The 17,452-nt window shown below is 62.4% G+C and carries 13 protein-coding genes; 7 read left to right on the top strand and 6 right to left on the bottom strand.

Annotated elements, in window-relative coordinates; translation table 11 throughout:
- Positions 1–58 precede the first annotated feature (58 nt).
- Positions 59–1,246, bottom strand: a complete 1,188-nt coding sequence (locus G520_RS0104370) for a DUF2827 domain-containing protein (RefSeq protein ID WP_028534580.1) — start codon at positions 1,244–1,246, stop codon at positions 59–61.
- Between the two features lie 208 nt (positions 1,247–1,454).
- On the opposite strand from G520_RS0104370, the gene G520_RS0104375 reads away from it, so the two are divergent.
- Positions 1,455–2,615, top strand: a complete 1,161-nt coding sequence (locus G520_RS0104375; protein ID WP_051229014.1) for a radical SAM/SPASM domain-containing protein — start codon at positions 1,455–1,457, stop codon at positions 2,613–2,615.
- A 44-nt stretch (positions 2,616–2,659) separates the two neighbouring features.
- Here the strand turns inward: G520_RS0104375 and G520_RS0104380 are convergent, their stop codons facing one another.
- The 4 genes from G520_RS0104380 to G520_RS21545 all read right to left on the bottom strand — a co-directional run bounded on the left by G520_RS0104380 (position 2,660) and on the right by G520_RS21545 (position 7,697).
- A complete protein-coding gene (locus tag G520_RS0104380; RefSeq protein WP_028534582.1) occupies positions 2,660–3,511 on the bottom strand; it encodes a PA4780 family RIO1-like protein kinase in 852 nt (283 codons plus the stop codon).
- A 349-nt stretch (positions 3,512–3,860) separates the two neighbouring features.
- Positions 3,861–4,682, bottom strand: coding sequence for a glycosyltransferase family 2 protein (locus tag G520_RS21540; RefSeq protein WP_051229016.1), 822 nt, complete (start codon positions 4,680–4,682; stop codon positions 3,861–3,863).
- A gap of 144 nt (positions 4,683–4,826) precedes the next feature.
- On the bottom strand, positions 4,827–5,270 hold the full coding sequence (locus tag G520_RS0104390) for a hypothetical protein (RefSeq protein WP_156876871.1): 444 nt from the start codon (positions 5,268–5,270) through the stop codon (positions 4,827–4,829).
- Positions 5,271–5,525: 255 nt separating this feature from the next.
- Complete coding sequence (locus G520_RS21545) at positions 5,526–7,697, bottom strand: YgiQ family radical SAM protein (RefSeq protein WP_051229018.1); 2,172 nt, start codon at positions 7,695–7,697, stop codon at positions 5,526–5,528.
- A gap of 258 nt (positions 7,698–7,955) precedes the next feature.
- Here G520_RS21545 and G520_RS0104400 point away from each other — a divergent pair, with 258 nt between their 5' ends.
- The 5 genes from G520_RS0104400 (at position 7,956) to G520_RS21550 (ending at position 14,818) form a co-directional block, all read left to right on the top strand.
- Positions 7,956–9,659 (top strand): sensor histidine kinase, encoded by a 1,704-nt coding sequence (locus G520_RS0104400; RefSeq protein WP_028534584.1) that lies wholly within the window; start codon positions 7,956–7,958, stop codon positions 9,657–9,659.
- Positions 9,656–10,378, top strand: a complete 723-nt coding sequence (gene btsR / locus G520_RS0104405) for a two-component system response regulator BtsR (protein ID WP_028534585.1) — start codon at positions 9,656–9,658, stop codon at positions 10,376–10,378. The genes G520_RS0104400 and btsR overlap by 4 nt, the downstream gene beginning before the upstream one ends.
- Positions 10,379–10,501: 123 nt before the next feature.
- Positions 10,502–12,313 (top strand): carbon starvation CstA family protein, encoded by a 1,812-nt coding sequence (locus G520_RS0104410; protein ID WP_028534586.1) that lies wholly within the window; start codon positions 10,502–10,504, stop codon positions 12,311–12,313.
- A 487-nt stretch (positions 12,314–12,800) separates the two neighbouring features.
- A complete protein-coding gene (locus G520_RS0104415; RefSeq protein ID WP_036665192.1) occupies positions 12,801–14,360 on the top strand; it encodes a S10 family serine carboxypeptidase-like protein in 1,560 nt (519 codons plus the stop codon).
- Positions 14,361–14,404: 44 nt separating this feature from the next.
- Positions 14,405–14,818, top strand: coding sequence for an EF-hand domain-containing protein (locus tag G520_RS21550; RefSeq protein ID WP_156876872.1), 414 nt, complete (start codon positions 14,405–14,407; stop codon positions 14,816–14,818).
- A gap of 195 nt (positions 14,819–15,013) precedes the next feature.
- Here G520_RS21550 and G520_RS21555 read toward each other — a convergent pair whose 3' ends face one another.
- Entirely contained in the window at positions 15,014–15,796 is a 783-nt protein-coding gene (locus tag G520_RS21555) for a formate/nitrite transporter family protein (protein WP_051229022.1), read from the bottom strand.
- A 339-nt stretch (positions 15,797–16,135) separates the two neighbouring features.
- On the opposite strand from G520_RS21555, the gene G520_RS0104430 reads away from it, so the two are divergent.
- Positions 16,136–17,452 (top strand): pyruvate formate lyase family protein (locus G520_RS0104430; protein WP_036665193.1); only part of this gene is annotated, 1,317 nt, incomplete at its 3' end.

The raw sequence follows: 17,452 nt of genomic DNA on the forward strand, positions 1-17,452 counted from the left end.
ACGTCAGGGGGCCGGGTCGGGTCAGACGCCGCCCCCGGAAAAACGGGCCGGCCCGGCCTTACCCCGAAGCCGACGCGCGTGCGTGGCACACGCGGTACAAGGCGGCCACGTGCGATTCGACATTGGCGGGGTTCGCGATGCTGGCGGCGTCGAGCACCCGCCGCGAGCGCTCGCGGTAATCGTCCAGCCCTTCGTCGTGGTGGCGCAGGGCCTGCAGCAGGGCCCGGCCGCCGGCGGCGGCATCGAAATCGGGGTAGTAATAGCCGGCGTCGCGGATGAACGGCGAGTTATGCACCAGCGGGAAGCCTGCGTGCAACACGTCGTAGTACAGATAATTCAGACCGTTCTCCCACTGGTGCGACACCACCACATCGGTGAACTGCGCGAGGCTGGCCGGCAGGTCGTAGCGCGCCTCGAAGCCGAGCTTGCCATCGCGAAACAGATCGAGCGCACGCGCAAGGTACTGCAAAGTCGGATTGTCGCCCAGTTCGGCGGTGTTGGTCGCATACACGCCGGCGATCAAGGCCGGGGCCTGGCGATAGGCCTGCTCGCACACCAGCAATGGATAGAGGCAGTTTTTGATCACGTTCAGATTGGGTTCGAACACGGCGATACGGCGCGGCCCGCTCCGAGGCGCATACGCGACCGGCACGCCGGGAAGCATCGCTTCGAACCGCACGCGCGCGCAGTCGAAAAAATACGGATCCCATATATGCGGCAGCACCCGTACCGGCGCGCGCAACACGGTTTCCCAGTAGCCGCGGCAGCTTCGCTCGTGCTGCGGCTGGGTCCAGACTTCGTCGAAAGCAAGCCCCGTCACCAACGGTCCGGGCGCGAGGTCGAAACAGATCCGTTCGGCGTCGAGCACATAGTCGTTGCCGCAGCGGTACGCCACGATGGCGCCCCCGCGCCGCCGGATCGACGCCGCCACCTCGACCGGCACCTGGGCGCCGCCTTCGATCAGTACGTCGAGCCGGGGCGCGATATCCGCCATGTTCGCCATGCGCAGATCGAGGCCGTCGAGCAAGAGCGCGGGCGGCACCGCATCGCAGTCGCCGTCGCCGCCATTGACCAGCCACACTTCGCCGATATCGGGCGAAGCCCGCAGCATCAACACTAAAAAAACGATGTTCTGCAGCGTGCCGTTGGACCAGATCGTCTGCTCCGGGTCGCGCATCAGAAAAAACGTGACGCCGACCTTAAGTTTCCGGCTGCCATCCACCCGGCGCATGGGTTCGGGGTTCATACTATTGTCCAGCTCCACGGCACGATATCGCCCCGATGCTAGCAGATCGGGACACCAGCGGCACACCCGCACGTTTTTGATTCAGGACAAAACCCGTTTCGCCATCTGCCCCGATACTGTCCGCGGCGACAGCGCGTAGACGCCGGGCCACTGCCAGACATCCCCGCAGGCGGTGCGTCGAGGACAATGCGGGACAGACGAAAGAACCATGCAAACCATCGAATTGATTCGGCAAGCAAAGCCGGCTCAGCAAAGCGGTCCGGCCATCGTCGGCAGCCGGGTCGAGCTGCAGTTGCTGACCACTTTGCGCTGCAACTTGAAGTGCACCTACTGCTCGATCGCCGAAGGCGACGTGCGCGAATCGCAGGGCAATGTCAACTATAGCCCCGAAGCGCTCGACCGCTTCATCGCCACCCAGCTCGACGGTTACGATGTCTATGTCACCTTCTATGGCGGCGAGCCCACACTCAATCGCAGCTTCATCCGCGATGTAATGCAGCGCCACCCCCACTTCCGTTACCAGTTGCAAACCAACGGCACCCTGCTCGACGATCTGCCGGACGAGGTATTGAAACGGCTGTCCAACATCCTGGTCTCCATCGATGGCGGAGAAACGGTGACCGACGGTTTCCGCGGGCGCGGCATCTACCGTCAGGTGCTGAAGAATCTGGAGGCGGTGCGCGAGCGCGTCGACGGCACACTGACCGCGCGCGTGACCTGGAGCAGCAGCGACATCGGCTTCGACGAATTGGCGCAGTTGTGCGAGCGCTTCGACTATGTCTATTTCCAGTTCGTGGCGGGCGAAGCCTATGCCGCCGCAGACATGGAAAAGCGCAAGGCGGTGCTGCGCCAGCTGATTGACCGCTTCTTTGCCAGCCGCGACACCCTGTTCCCCTTCATCCCTATCATGGGCATGGTACGCAACAAGGTCATGCCCAAACGCGCCGAAGAACTGTATGACGGCCACACCCAGTGCCGTGTATCGACCCACATTCTCAATGTCATGCCGGACGGGCGCATCTACCCCTGTCCCGACCTGATGCACCTGCCCCACATGTTGCAGGGCGACATCAAGGAAAACTGGCTACGGCGCAGTCCGTTGCAACGAGATCCGGCCATGCCGTGCGAGGATTGCGAGGCTTTTGCCTGGTGCCGCGGCAACTGCATGAAAAACCTTTACCTCGCCTATGTCGAAAACGACAAAAACTACCGGGAAAAGGTCACCGACCCGATCTGCGAGCTGGTGCGTTTCATGGGCGAGGAAATCGACCGCCACGATCCGCAGGCCTGGTTCGCAAGCCTGCCGCTGGCCTTGCGCCGCCAGATCACCGACTGCGAAGTCTATGAATACGTAGAAATCATGCCTTGAACGGCGCGGCGCGGCCCCCGCGACAGGCGGGGCCGCGCCGGCTCTTACTCCTGCTCCGCCGCGCGGTACATCTGGCGGATTTCTTCTTCCTTGATCGCCAATTCGACGTGCATCAGCACCGATTCGACATCGACTGGCCTGTCGTCTTCTTCCACGATCCCGGTCAGCACTACGTCAGGGTGCAGCACGCCCTCTTTATACAAGTTCCAGATTTCGAGCCCGTAGCGGGTCGTGTTCAAGGCTGGAGCGAACGCACCGAAATACGCGCGCAGATTGCTCACGTCCCGCTCCAGCATCTCGGCGGCATTGCTGTTGCCGGCGGCATCGACCGCCTGCGGCAGGTCGATGATGACCGGGCCGTCGGCGCCGACCAGAATATTGTATTCGGAAAGGTCGCCGTGGATGATGCCGGCGCACAACATGCGCACCACCTGATTGACCAGCAAGGCATGGTATTCGAGCGCCAGCGCCTCGCTGAGTTCGACATCGTTCAGGCGCGGCGCGGTGCCGCCGTCCGCATCGACGATCAGATCCATCAACAGCACGCCGTCGTAACACAGATGCGGCTGCGGCACCCGCACCCCGGCCGCGGCCAGACGATACAGCGCGTCGACCTCGGCGTTCTGCCACACCTCTTCCTGCATCTTGCGTCCGTAGCGGCTGCCTTTTTCCATTGCGCGCGCCTGACGGCTGTTCTTGACCTTGCGGCCTTCCTGATAGTTGACATTGGTCCGGAAACTGCGTTTATGGACTTCTTTATAGACTTTGGCGCAGCAGATCTTCTCGCCGCAACGGACGATATATACGGTGGCTTCCTTGCCGCTCATCAACTGACTGATCACCTCGTCGACGAGGCCTTCGTCGACGAGTGTTGCAAGTCCTTTTGGGGTCTTCATTTCGTTCTGCCAAGTCGGGTCGGTCACCCCGTGGACGCAGGCGACATGGGAACATGGGCGCGCATTCGACGTTCGGGATGGCATTTACAGGTCGGACACGCCCGGGCGGCCAGAGACCGCGTTCCAGGCGGGAATGTCGTGTCGGTACTAAACGGGGCCGGTCCCGGCGGGGACGGCGGCGCTTGGATACATGTGCCCTAGTTTAACAGTTGCACGCGAGGAAGCTCGGAACTTTATGCACGAGCGGCCGGAGTCTGAGCGTTGACGCGCCGCCATCCCTCGGGCAAAAACCGCCGTCCTCGCCGACACGCCCATCAAAAGGCGGGTCGGCAGACGATACGGCGCCGTTTCACCGGGCTTCGGGCCTGCCCGCCTGCCGCGCCGCCCGGCGCGCCGCACGCACGCGACGGTGCCAGGCAAAAAACCGCGCGGGCGCCGTGACACGGCCGCTGCGGCGGCGCTTGCGGCCTATCTTCAGCATCAACAGATGCCAATTCTGAGCAATCAGCTCCGGTGGTTTGGCGACGTGCAACAGATCCACGATCATGCGCCACTCCGCGCATGTTCCTTTCCAGTAACCGAGCTTCTCGGTCTTGCGCGATTGCGTGACCCGTTTCCAGCGCGTGACCGCGATCGAGAGTTGCCGCGCGATGATTTGCCGGTTCATGAACACTTCGATCCCGAAACGCGGCAGATCGTGAATCTGCAGCAGGGTATCGCTGAGCAATTCCTTGCGTATCACCCGCTCGCCCGAGACGAAATCGAGGCCGATCGCTCGAAAGATGGGCAGGCTGTTCTGGCGCAGGCTGAGGCTGAGGTCGGAGTCGCCAGCCAGCACGGGCGCAGCCAGCGCACTGACATGCTCGTGCGTCAGTCCCTTGAGGTCGGCATCCAGCAACATCAGCAAACCGTGGCGCGCGGCGGCGATGCCGGCGGCCATGGCCGCGCTCTTGCCGTGATTGGTCGGCAGCGACAGCAGCCGAACGGAAGGAAAACGGCGCACCACATCGGCCGTCGCGTCGAGCGAGCCGTCGTCGACGACGATGACTTCGTCCAGCAGCGGATGTACGGCCACGACCCGAAGCACGGCGCCGATCCGCGGCGCTTCGTTATAGGCGCAGATAACGCAGGAAATCCCGGCACCGGTGTGCGGCGCGTTGCTATCGCTCATGGGGGAGCCCGGTCCAGTCGTAGTGACACGACGATGACGGGAAGTTTACAGACAGGTGATGACAGATCTGCTACCGGATAGCGGTTTTCGCGCGCCGCCAGCGAGGCCTTGCCGGCGGACGCCGAGCGCCCGCCCCTTTGCCGCTCAGCTGCGCTGCCCGGCCAGAACCCGCCCGTAGTGCGCTTTCGACTCGCCGGTAATCAGCGCGGGCTGCAGCATCACGGTCTCTTCGCCTGCGCAGGGTTTGACGGTGATGCGGAACAGAAACAAGGAGTCGCCGACCGTGTACATCCAGGCGGCCGCTTCGCACTCCACGCACTGCTCGACCGAGCGCCCGTACCAGGAGCCGTCCCGGAACACCGGCGCACGATCGTCCAGCACCCGCTCCAGGCTTCCGTCGGGGTGGACTTTATCGACCAGCACATACTCCAGCGCCGCATCGCGCTTGGGGGCGAAGGAAAACACCCAGTTGTAATGCGACCCTGCGGGATCCCCCGACTTCAATGACGCGTCCAGGCCCGCCGTCTCGACCTTGTAATCCTCACTTTCAGCGGGCAAGGCCCCCGCTGCGCTCATCGACATATTCACGATATTCCCACCGTTTGCATAGAATGCGGACACAGCCACGCCGACGAAGACCGTCGGCCGGTGCGAACACGGACGCCGGTGAGTCAGGCAGGGCATGGATAGTCAAGGCCGTGCGCGAGCGAGCGCGCTTGCGCCGTCAAGGGCGCACTGCAGCGAAGCATATCAATGCCGGGAGGGGGAAATCGCTCAGACTACGTTCTGTTTGATCCAGAGCAAGCGGTGCCCGGACCGTGCGCGCACGGGCCGGGCACCGGGTCAACGGCGCGGCTTGCCTTTTTTCGGCGCCTCGTCCTGGAAACGCTTGCTCGGGTGATGCGCGGTGCGAGCCGTATTGAAACGCTGACCGCGCGCGGCTTCGTTCGCCTGGCCGGCAGGCTGGTTGGTCGGAATCAACTGGTGCTTGGCGTAGCCGATCAGATCCTCGCGCCCCATCGCACGCAGCGCTTCGCGCAACAACGGCCAGTTGGCCGGATCGTGATAACGCAGAAAAGCCTTGTGCAGCTTACGGCGAGCGCCGTCGCGCACGACATCGACCTTTTCGGAGCTGCGCCCGAGCTTCTTCAGCGGGTTGCGCCGGGTGTGCCACATGGTCGTCGCCAGCGCCATCGGCGTCGGCACGAAGGTCTGCACCTGATCGAGACGGAAGTTGTTTTTCTTCAGCCACAGGGCCAGATTCATCATGTCCTCATCGCTGGTGCCCGGATGAGCGGCGATGAAGTAAGGAATCAGGTACTGCTCTTTACCCGCCTGACGCGAAAAACGTTCGAACAGCTCCTTGAATTTTTCGTAGGCGCCCATGCCGGGTTTCATCATCTTGGACAGCGGGCCATCCTCGGTATGCTCGGGCGCAATTTTCAGATAGCCGCCGACGTGGTGCGTGACCAGTTCCTTGATGTACTCGGGCGAGCGTACCGCCAGGTCGTAACGCAGGCCGGAACCGATCGAGACCTTCTTGACGCCGGGCAGCTCGCGCGCCTTGCGATAGAGCTGGATCAGCGGACCGTGGTCGGTTCCGAGATTTTCGCAGATACCGGGGTAGACGCAGCTCAGACGCCGGCACGAAGACTGGATCTTCGGGTCCTTGCACGCCAGGCGATACATATTGGCGGTCGGGCCGCCAAGATCGGTGATGTGACCGGTAAAGCCCGGGGTCTTGTCGCGGATTTCCTCGATTTCCTTGAGGATGGAGTCCTCGGAGCGACTCTGGATCACGCGGCCTTCATGCTCCGTGATCGAGCAGAAGGTACAGCCGCCAAAGCAGCCGCGCATGATATTGACCGAGAAGCGGATCATGTCCCAGGCCGGAATGCGCGCTTCGCCGTAAGACGGGTGCGGATTGCGGGCATAGGGCATACCGAACACGTAATCCATTTCTTCCGTGGTCAACGGTATCGGCGGCGGCGTCAGCCACACATCGCGCTCGCCATGCAGTTGCACCAGCGCACGCGCGTTGCCGGGATTCGATTCCAGGTGCAGCGTGCGGCTCGCATGCGCGTACAGCACCGGATCGAAGGCGACGGCCTCGTAAGCGGGTATGCGCACGACCGTACGCAGGCGCTCGGCCTTGCGTGCCGCGACGCGCTCGGCCGCCGGCACGATGCGGACAGGCTGCGCGCCGTCGGCGAGCGCCGTTGGCGCTTTGGCCGGCGCGACGTCTTCGTAGGGATTCAGGTGTTCATCGACACGTCCCGGGATGTCCACGGTCGTCGAATCGACCTCGGTCCAGGTTTCGTCGGGTTTCCAGCCGTGAGGCACCATGAAGGCGGTGCCGCGCACGTCGCGGATCTCGGACAGTTTCTCGCCCGCGGCCACCCGGTGCGCGATTTCCACCAGCGCGCGCTCGGCATTGCCATACAGCAGAATGTCGGCCTTGGCGTTGATCAGAACCGAGGGCCGGACTTTATCGCTCCAGTAATCGTAATGTGCGATCCGGCGCAGGCTGGCTTCGATACTGCCTATCATCACGCCGACCCCGGGATAAGCCTCGCGGCAGCGTTGCGCATAGACGCCGACCGCACGGTCCGGACGGCGGTTGGGTTCGGCATTGGGCGTATAGGCATCGTCCGAACGCGGCTTGCGGTCGGCCGTATAGCGGTTGATCATCGAATCCATATTGCCGGCGGTCACCCCGAAAAACAGATTCGGGCGTCCGAGCGCACGGAAAGGCTCGGCGCCGTGCCAGTCCGGCTGACAGATCAGACCGACGCGAAATCCCTGCGCCTCGAGCAGGCGGCCGATCAGCGCCATCCCGAAACTCGGATGATCGATGTAGGCGTCGCCGCTGATCAGGATGATGTCGCAGGAATCCCAGCCCAGCTCATCCATTTCGGCACGGGACATCGGCAGAAACGGTGCGGTGCCGAAGCGGTGCGCCCAGAATTTTCTGTAGCTTTGGATCGGTTTTACGGTCGGTTGCGGATAGCTCATGATACGGTCGGATTTGGGCAGACGCGCATTGTGCCAGATTTGGCGCGCGCCGTTAAATGATATTTGTTTTCAACGTTGTAGCGAACGCCTGCGACTGGAGCGCGCCGATGCCGCGGCCGGACGGACCCTGCTGGCGGCAGGGTTATGCCAAATTATCCTTAATCATTAACGACCTGCCGCGCGAGCGGTGCAGACGACGCTTACGCCGCCGCCCCGATTTGCTATGATTCGAACCGTCCACCTTGCCGCGTGCCGTTCATGATAGTCAGTCAGCTCAACCAGATCCTCTCGCTGATGCAGCAAACCTGCGTCTACCTGGTGATCGCCTACCTGCTGAGCAAGACCCCGTTGTTCCTGCCACTGATGCAGGTCACCATCCGTCTTCCGCGCAAGGTCGTCTGCTACCTGGTGTTTTCGATGTTCTGCATCATGGGGACCTATTTCGGGCTGCGCATAGAAGACTCCATCGCCAATACCCGCGCCATCGGCGCCGTGCTCGGCGGCGTGCTCGGCGGTCCGCTGGTCGGCTTCGCCGTCGGCCTGACCGGTGGGCTGCACCGTTATTCGATGGGCGGCTTCACCGCCTTCGCCTGCATGCTGTCGACCATAGGCGAGGGTCTGATCGGCGGCCTGTTGCATACCATCATGGTTCGCCGCGGCACCGTAGGCCGCCTGTTCGACCCGCTCGTGGTCGCCCTGACCACGCTGCTGGCCGAGGTGATGCAGATGGCGGTGATCCTTGCCGTGGCGCGCCCGCTGCCGAGCGCCGTGCATCTGGTGCAAAGCATAGCCCTGCCGATGTTCGTCAACAACACCGTCGGCGCGGCAATGTTCATGCGCATTCTGCTCGACCGTCGCCTGATCATCGCCACCTACTCCACCACCTTCTCCTCCAAGGCGCTCAAGATCGCCGCCCGCGCGGAAGGCCTGCTGCGCACGGGCTTCAATCAGGAGAACAGCATGCTGGTGGCGCGCATCATTTACGAAGAGCTCGGCGTCGGCGCCGTGGCGATCACCGACCGCGAGAAGCTGCTGGCCTTCATCGGGATAGGCGACGACCATCACCTGCCGGGCACACCGATCACCTCGCCGCTGACACAGCGCGCGATCGAGAAAAACAAGGTCGAGTACGCCGATGGCAACGAAACCCCCTACCGCTGCTCGATCAAGCCGGACTGCCCGCTGACGTCGTCGCTGGTGATACCGCTGCGCGGCGAAGAAGGCTTCGTCATCGGCACCATCAAATTGTACGAGCCGCGGCGCAAACTGTTTTCCAGCATCAATCTGACCCTGGGCGAAGGCATTGCCCGCCTGCTGTCGGCCCAGATACTGGCCGGTCGCTACGAACAGCAGAAGCAGTTGCTCGCGCAAACCGAAATCAAGCTGCTGCACGCCCAGGTCAACCCGCACTTCCTGTTCAATGCGCTCAATACCTTGTCCGCCGTCATTCGCAGCGACCCGGAGCGGGCCCGGCAACTGGTCCTGTATCTGTCGACTTTTTTCCGCAAGAACCTCAAGCGGCCGAGCGAAGTCGTGGCCCTGGCCGACGAAATCGAGCATGTCGACGCCTATCTGCAAATCCAGCTTGCGCGCTTTGCCGGGCAATTGACGGTGGAATACGTATTGCCCGAGCCGAAGCCACCGGCACGTCTGCCTGCCTTTTCCCTGCAACCCATCGTCGAAAACGCGATCAAGCATGGGACTTCGCAACTGCTCGGCACCGGGCACATCCGTATCGGCGCCGATTGCAGCGAGGACAGTCTCACGCTGTGGGTCGAGGACAACGCCGGCCTGTACCGCGCCCATCCGCCGTCTTCCGACGGTCTGGGCATGAATCTGGTCGACCGCCGCATCAAGGCGCGCTACGGCGAACAGTACGGTGTCCGCGTGGAATGCGAGCCGGAGTGCTTTACCCGCGTCATTATTCACCTGCCACTGGAAAAAGAGGCCATCACCCTATGATGCGAGTCCTGATCGTCGACGACGAACCGTTCGCCCGCTCCGAACTGAAAAGCCTGCTCGCCACCAGCGACGACATCGAGATCATCGGCGAGTGCGCGAACGCGATCGAGGCCATTGCCGCCATCCACCGCCAGAACCCCGACGTGGTCTTTCTCGACATCCAGATGCCGCGCATCAGCGGACTGGAAATGCTCGCGATGCTGGACCCGGCCCAGATTCCGCACATCGTGTTCCTCACCGCCTACGACGAGTACGCGGTACAGGCTTTCGAGGAACACGCTTTCGACTACCTGCTCAAGCCGGCCGATCCGCAGCGCCTGGAAAAAACGCTGCAACGCCTGCGGCGCACGCAGCAGCCACGCCCGCTCGACGCGCTGACCGATGCTGCGCCGCTCAGCTTCATCCCCTGTTACGGCGTCAACCGCATCTATCTGATGAAGCTGGACGAGGTGGAATACGTGGCCTCGCGCGCGAGCGGCGTCGGCGTATTCGGCAGCGACCAGGTCGAGCGCGTGACCGAACTCACACTGCGCACGCTAGAGGAAAAAACGCCCCTGCTGCGCTGCCATCGCCAATACCTGGTCAACCTCGCGCTGGTGCGTGAAATCCGGCTATCGGAAAACGGCCTCGCCGACATCATCACGCGCAGCGAACAGACGGTTCCGGTCAGTCGCCGCTACCTGAAACCCCTGAAAGAGAAACTCGGCATACCGGGGTGAGCGCGCCGCTTCCCCCTCTCTGCCGACCGTTCGCAGCGCGATGCTGCCGCTCGCACCGGCAGCGGATTCTTTTGCCGCGGGAAGTGTTTATGGTGACAACTGAACTATTTCAGGAGAGCCAACATGCCCCACGCCATCACCTTCGTGATCGCCACGCTCTGCATCCTTGTGATCTGCTACCGCCTGTACGGGGTCTTCTTCACACGCACGGTGCTCGGCTGCAACGATAAAGACGAGACCCCCTCCCATTCGCTGCAGGACGGCAAGGACTACGTGCCAACCCGCAAGTGGGTCAACTTCGGCCAGCACTTCGCCGCCATCGCCGCCGCCGGCCCGCTGGTCGGACCGGTACTGGCCGCCCAGTTCGGCTACCTGCCGAGCATACTGTGGCTGCTGATAGGGGCCGTCGTCGGCGGTGCCGTCCACGACACCGTGGTGCTGTTCGCGTCGATGAAGCACCAGGGCAAGTCGCTGTCCGAAGTCGCCAAGGCGGAACTCGGCCCGATCGCGGGCTGGTGCACCGGCCTGGCCATGCTGTTCATCATTACCATTACCATGGCCGGTCTGTCGATGGTGGTGGTCCACGCCCTGGAACGCAACCCCTGGGGTACGTTCGCCGTCTTCATGACCATCCCGATCGCCATCTGCCTCGGCCTGTTCGAAAAAGTCTTCGGCGCCACCAAGTATGCGACCTATGTCGGCGTCGCCGCCGTCCTCGCCTGTGTCTTCATCGGCCCGTCGATCCAGCACAGCGTATTCGGTCAGTGGCTGACCTTCAATGCAACCAGCGTCAGCCTGCTGCTGCCGATCTACGCCTTCTTTGCCACCGCGCTTCCGGTCTGGCTGCTGCTGACCCCCCGCGGCTATCTGTCGAGCTTCATGAAAATCGGCGTGTTCGGGGCGCTGATCATCGGCGTCGTCTTCATCAACCCCGAAATCCGCTTCCCGGCACTGACCCAGTTCATCCACGGCGGCGGCCCGGTACTGGCCGGCCCGGTATGGCCGTTCATCTCGATCACCATCGCCTGCGGCGCCATCTCCGGTTTCCATGCCTTCATCGGCTCCGGTATCACCCCGAAGCTGGTGGACAAATGGAGTGACGTCCTGCCGGTCGGCTTCGGCGCCATGCTGGCCGAATGCGTAGTGGGTGTCATGGCCCTGATCGCCGCAACCTCGCTGCACCCCGCCGATTACTTCGCCATCAACTCGAGCCCGGAAGCGTTCAAGGCCCTGGGCATGAGCGTGGTCAACCTGCCGCAACTGAGCCAGGAAATCGGCATGGACCTGTACGGCCGCACCGGCGGCGCCGTCACCCTCGCGGTCGGCATGTCCTATATCTTCACCAAGATCAGCTGGTTCAACCATCTCGCAGCTTATTTCTTCCAGTTCGTGGTCATGTTCGAAGCGGTGTTCATCCTGACCGCCGTCGACTCCGGCACCCGCGTCGCTCGCTACCTGATCCAGGACTTCGGCGGCGACTTCTATGCCCCGCTCAAGCGCCTGGACTGGATGCCCGGCGCCATCGGTGCCAGCCTGCTGGCCTGCGCCCTGTGGGGCTACCTGCTGACCTCCGGCGACATCGGCTCGGTATGGGCACTGTTCGGGGTCTCCAACCAGTTGATGGCATCGGTCGGCCTGATCATCGGCGCCACCATCATCCTGCGGATTTCAGCCAAGCGCCGCTATGCGCTGACCTGCCTGATCCCGCTGGCCTACCTGTACGTTACCGTCAACTATGCCGGCTACTGGATGGTGACCCATGTCTACCTGAATCCGGCCGCCAAGGGTCACAATATGTTCAACGCGGCCATCTCGATCGTGATGCTGATCCTGGGCGCCGTGATCCTGGTATCCGCCGTGATCAAGTGGAAGGAACTGCTGGCCCGTCATCCGCGCAGCCAGCGTGCGCTGCACACCGCAAGCGCCCGCGCCTGACCGCAGCACAACGATCGCACCCGACCCTCTGCCGCCGCCCCCGACCGGGCGATCCCCGGCAGGGGGTTTTTTTATTGCCCGCTCCCGGCTACGCGGACTCGGGCTCAAGCCTCCCGGCCCGGGACCGGCATTCGTCACCGCAAGCCCCCTGACGCCTTGCCCCGGGTGGAAAGCCGTTCGCCTCTGGCACCCCTCCCCATCAACTCCATTCGCATGTTTTCAATAACAAAAATGACAAACATGTACCAACGAACAGGCAGGTCACGGCCCCCTGCCGCAGGCGAAACACCCAATCCATTGAATAATATGGAAATTTCCCTTAACTCACACCGGTAGCGGTCGCCTTCGTGGCCTGCGCTGCCCTTTCGAACAGGCGGCACCGGGCCGCGGCGCATGTCTAAATGGTTGCGGCATGCCACTCCCTCGCCTGGCGCAGGCGACGACCCCGGTTACGACCGGACCCGATCCCCATACTGACGAGAACACTATGTCGACAAAACGCTTAATTGTGTCCGGCCTGGCCGCGCCGCTCCTCGCGCTGACCCTGGCCTCGCCGCCCGCCCTGGCGCTGCCGTCCGGTGCGCAAGCGACGCAGATCGCTGCGGCACCGCAGGAACGCGCGTACCAGGACAGCACCGTCTACCGCTTCGGCCCCGACGATGCCCTGCCCGCCGGGCTGGTGACCGAGCAAGCCGCCATCAGCAACGGCCAGGTGATGGTCGACGGACGCAGCATCTCCTATACCGCCACGACCGGGCATCTCACCGCCACCGACCCGCAGACGCAGCAGCCGAAGGCGACGATCTTCTACGTGGCTTATACCGCCGCGCGGCAAGGCGGTGCCGAGCGGCCGGTCACCTTCTTCTATAACGGCGGCCCGGGCTCCTCCTCGGTCTGGCTGCACCTCGGCTCCTATGCACCGAGGCGCATCGTCACCGGCGACCCCGTGGCGGATACAAGCAGACCGTTTCCCTTCGTCAACAATGCGCAGAGTCTGATCGATACCACCGACATGGTATTTGTCGATGCCGTCGGCACCGGCCTCTCCGAGGCGATTGTGCCATATGCCAATCGCAGCTTCTGGGGCGTCGACGCCGATGCAGCCGTATTTCGCGATTTCATCAAACGCTACCTGCTCGTCAACCACCGCAGCGCCTCGCCCCTCTACCTTTTCGGCGAGTCCTACGGCACACCGCGCACCGATGTCCTGGCCAATCTGCTAGAAATGAGCGGTACCCGCCTCAGCGGTATCGTGCTGCAGTCATCCATCCTCGACTACAACTCGAACCCGGACATGGGCAGCGGTTCTTTCGCACCCTATATGCCGGGCTATGCCGCGGTCGGAGCCTACTTCAAGCGGGTCATGCCACCTCCCGCGCAGCTGGAGCCGTTCTTGAACCGGATGCGAAGCTTTGCGAGCGGGCACTATGGCCCCGCCGTGCGCGCCTTTCTCGGCGCGCATACGCCACCGGCCCCCGATTTGCTGACGCAGCTTTACCTGAATACGGGATACCCTGCCTCGGCCTGGCAAAGCCATTTCAACCTCGATGAAACCACCTTCCGCACGGGCCTGATCCCGGGTTACGTGCTCGGCCGTTACGATGCCCGCGTCATCGCCGCCAACGGCAGCCCGATGGCCGCCGACGGAGATCCATCGAGCACGCTGATCACCCGTCCCTTCACCGACCGGATCAACGACTACCTCGTGCACGGGCTCAAGTACGGTACGGTCACGCCCTACCACGTCGAAAGCGACGATGCCATCAACGACTGGGTCTGGGCGCATGACGGACTGGCCATGCCGGACACCCTTCCCGATCTCGCCGCGGCAATGTACCTGAACCCCGCACTCAAGGTCCTTTCGATCAACGGCTATCACGACCTCGCTACGCCGTTCTTCATCACGGAGCAGGACCTCGGTCGTCTGGGCACGGTTTCGGGACTGAAGATCGCGCACTACCCGGGTGGGCATATGACCTATCTCTACGATCCGGCCCGCCCCGACATGAAGCGCGACCTGGTCGAGTTCTATCACCGTCAACCGTGATGCGCGCCAAGCGCGCATCGCCTCCACACAGGGACCGAACCGCCATGACACTTTCTATACGATGCCGTACCGCGTCCGCTGCGCTGCTGACAGCGCTGCTGACCGTCTCCGCGCAAGCCAGGGACATGGAAGATGCCCCGCCCGCTCCCCAGACACGCCAGGGCATGGCCCAACTGGGCGACCCCTATGTTCCGCCGCGCGTACGCGCCTCCGCGCGCAGCCTGCTGTCATCTCCCGCTTCGACGCTCAGCCTGCAGGACAGGGCACTGGGCAAGCTGAAGAAAAAATTCGACGAAGCGGACATCGACAACAGCGGTCGCGTCTCGCAAGCCCGGGCCGCGCAGGCAGGCTTCGGCTATCTGGCCGACCACTTCGCCGAGATCGATATCCCCCGGCGCGGCAGCATTTCGTTCGAGCAGCTCAAGACATTCATGCGGGCGAAGGGCGCCCGGTTTTAACGTCCTCCACGGCGCCAGGCATCCGCAAACGGGTAGACAGGCGCTGGTCGCACGACTTGGAGGCGAGGGATTTCCGTCCTGAACCGGGCTTGCATCCCCCGGCTACCGACGGCGCCAGGGGCTGAAGCGCAAAAAAAACGGCCGCCGGATGCGCCCTATGGCGCACCCGGCGGCCGTGGCCGTCCCGAAAAGCGGTCAGGCGGTCTTCAAGGTATGGCGGTCCAGCAAGAACACCACCAGGCCGACACCGACGCCACCCCCGACGATATTGCCAAGCGTGGCCGGAATCAGGTTATGCACGATGTTCGGCCACGTCATCAGATCGGATCCTTGCAGCACGCCAAGCGCGAAAAACGCCATGTTGGCGATGCTGTGTTCGTAACCGGCAAAAAAGAACACAAAAACCAGGAACATGGTCATCGCGACCTTGGCGGAGTCGCCGACCAGACGCATCGGAACCCATACCGCCAGGCAGATGATCCAGTTGCACAGCACGCCACGCCAGAAGATCGTCATCGTATCGGCATGGATCTTGTGCTCAAGCACTTGAAACAGCACATTGTCCTTGGGCAGGGCGCCCAGCGCCCCGGCTTGGGCGAATACCCAGGCGAAGACAACGACGCCAGCCAGGTTGCCCAAGTACACCATCATCCAGCTTTTCAGCGCATTGATGACAGTGGTCTGACGAGCCAGCACCCCGACCGAGAAGTACATGATATTGCTAGTGAAAAGTTCGACTTTACAAACAATAATGGTAACGAGAGCGACACCGAAAAAGCCGGCGACACTGGCGTAGTAAACCGGGGTGCCCGTGGTATAGAATGCCTGACCCAATTTGATGGCCACTGCCAGCACGACGGCAATCAGTGCGCCTGCCATCATGGCCGACAGAAAATAGCGCAGCGGTTCGGTGTTCAGGACTTTCTGCTTGTTGGCGGCTTCGCCGACAACGTAGGGGAGAGCTTGTGGATGACTCATTTTGACTTCATTCGCTAGTTTAAGAAACCGGGTGGACGTACTGCGTGGAGTACTTTCCGAGTATTTTCGGGCATTTTGCGGCACTTTATTTGTTCGGATAGGCGTGTTGAAGCGCATCTTCGCTTCGAAAACGAACATCCGCCGCCAGCCTCCCGCCGGCATCGAACCTGAATGCCGCAATAGCCTGCAAAATCAGGGCATAAATCTATCGTAGTTGCGGCAAAACGCGTAACATTACCGGCAATCGGCTTGATCCACATCAAGTCTGTTATACCCGAAATTCACATAACATTGCTTCGCTAAATTACATTTCTGTTCGTATCCGAAAAGGAGACAACTGTGGACGCGATCAATCAAGCCGTAACCGCCGCTGACCCGTGGGCTGGCTTTGTCGCCGGCGACTGGCAAAAAGGCATCAACACCCGTAACTTCATTCAACTGAACTACACCCCCTATGTCGGCGACGACACCTTCCTGGCCGGCGCCACCGCCCGCACCAAGAAGATCTGGGACATCCTGGGCGAACTGCTGAAAGCGGAACGCAAGGCCGGTGTACTGGATGTGTCCGCCGACCGCGGCTCCTCGATCACCGCGCACGATGCCGGCTATATCGACAAGGACAACGAAGTTATCGTCGGTCTGCAAACGGATGCGCCGCTCAAGCGCGCCATCATGCCGAACGGCGGTCTGCGCATGGTCGAAAGCGGCCTGGAAGCCTTCGGCTTCAAGCTCGATCCGTCCATCCATGAAGTCTGGACCAAATACCGCAAGAGCCATAACCAGGGCGTGTTCGATACCTACACCCCCGAAATCATGGCCTGCCGCAAGTCCGGTGTGATCACCGGTCTGCCCGACGCCTACGGCCGCGGCCGCATCATCGGCGACTATCGCCGCGTTGCGCTGTACGGCACCGACTTCCTGCGCAAGGAACGTCAGGCTCAATTCAAGGACCTGAACACCGCTCCGTTCACCGAAGACGTGCTGCGTCTGCGTGAAGAACTGTCCGAGCAATTCCGCGCGCTGGACGAACTGCGCGAAATGGCCGCCAAATACGGTTGCGACATCAGCCGCCCGGCTGCCAACGCCCGCGAAGCCGTGCAATGGACCTACTTCGGCTACCTGGCCGCCGTCAAGGAACAAAACGGCGCCGCGATGTCGATCGGCCGCATCTCGACCTTCCTCGACATCTACATCCAGCGCGATATCGCCGCCGGCACGCTGACCGAAGAACAAGCGCAGGAAATGATCGACGACATGGTCATCAAACTGCGTATCGTCCGCTTCCTGCGTACCCCGGAATACGATCAACTGTTCTCGGGCGACCCGACCTGGGTGACCGAATCCATCGGCGGCATGGGTGAAGACGGCCGTCCGCTGGTCACCAAGAACAGCTTCCGTTTCCTGAACACCCTGTTCAACCTGGGCCCGGCACCGGAACCGAACCTGACCGTTCTGTGGTCGACCCAACTGCCGCAAGGCTTCAAGGACTTCTGCGCCAAGGTCTCGATCGAAACCAGCGCCATCCAGTACGAAAACGACGACGAAATGCGTCCGCACTGGGGCGATGACTACGGTATCGCCTGCTGCGTGTCGGCGATGCGCATCGGCAAGCAGATGCAGTTCTTCGGCGCCCGCGCCAACCTGGCCAAGGCCATG

It is taken from the genome of Paludibacterium yongneupense DSM 18731 (assembly GCF_000422925.1).
Classification (GTDB): domain Bacteria; phylum Pseudomonadota; class Gammaproteobacteria; order Burkholderiales; family Chromobacteriaceae; genus Paludibacterium; species Paludibacterium yongneupense.

Excerpts from the sequence above, each read along its gene's own strand:
- G520_RS0104400 (WP_028534584.1), top strand. The coding sequence starts at position 7,956 with ATGATAGTCAGTCAGCTCAACCAGATCCTCTCGCTGATGCAGCAAACC.
- G520_RS0104370 (WP_028534580.1), bottom strand. The coding sequence starts at position 1,246 with ATGAACCCCGAACCCATGCGCCGGGTGGATGGCAGCCGGAAACTTAAG.
- G520_RS0104410 (WP_028534586.1), top strand. The coding sequence starts at position 10,502 with ATGCCCCACGCCATCACCTTCGTGATCGCCACGCTCTGCATCCTTGTG.
- G520_RS0104415 (WP_036665192.1), top strand. The coding sequence starts at position 12,801 with ATGTCGACAAAACGCTTAATTGTGTCCGGCCTGGCCGCGCCGCTCCTC.
- G520_RS21545 (WP_051229018.1), bottom strand. The coding sequence starts at position 7,697 with ATGAGCTATCCGCAACCGACCGTAAAACCGATCCAAAGCTACAGAAAA.
- btsR (WP_028534585.1), top strand. The coding sequence starts at position 9,656 with ATGATGCGAGTCCTGATCGTCGACGACGAACCGTTCGCCCGCTCCGAA.
- G520_RS21555 (WP_051229022.1), bottom strand. The coding sequence starts at position 15,796 with ATGAGTCATCCACAAGCTCTCCCCTACGTTGTCGGCGAAGCCGCCAAC.
- G520_RS0104375 (WP_051229014.1), top strand. The coding sequence starts at position 1,455 with ATGCAAACCATCGAATTGATTCGGCAAGCAAAGCCGGCTCAGCAAAGC.
- G520_RS21540 (WP_051229016.1), bottom strand. The coding sequence starts at position 4,682 with ATGAGCGATAGCAACGCGCCGCACACCGGTGCCGGGATTTCCTGCGTT.
- G520_RS21550 (WP_156876872.1), top strand. The coding sequence starts at position 14,405 with ATGACACTTTCTATACGATGCCGTACCGCGTCCGCTGCGCTGCTGACA.
- G520_RS0104380 (WP_028534582.1), bottom strand. The coding sequence starts at position 3,511 with ATGAAGACCCCAAAAGGACTTGCAACACTCGTCGACGAAGGCCTCGTC.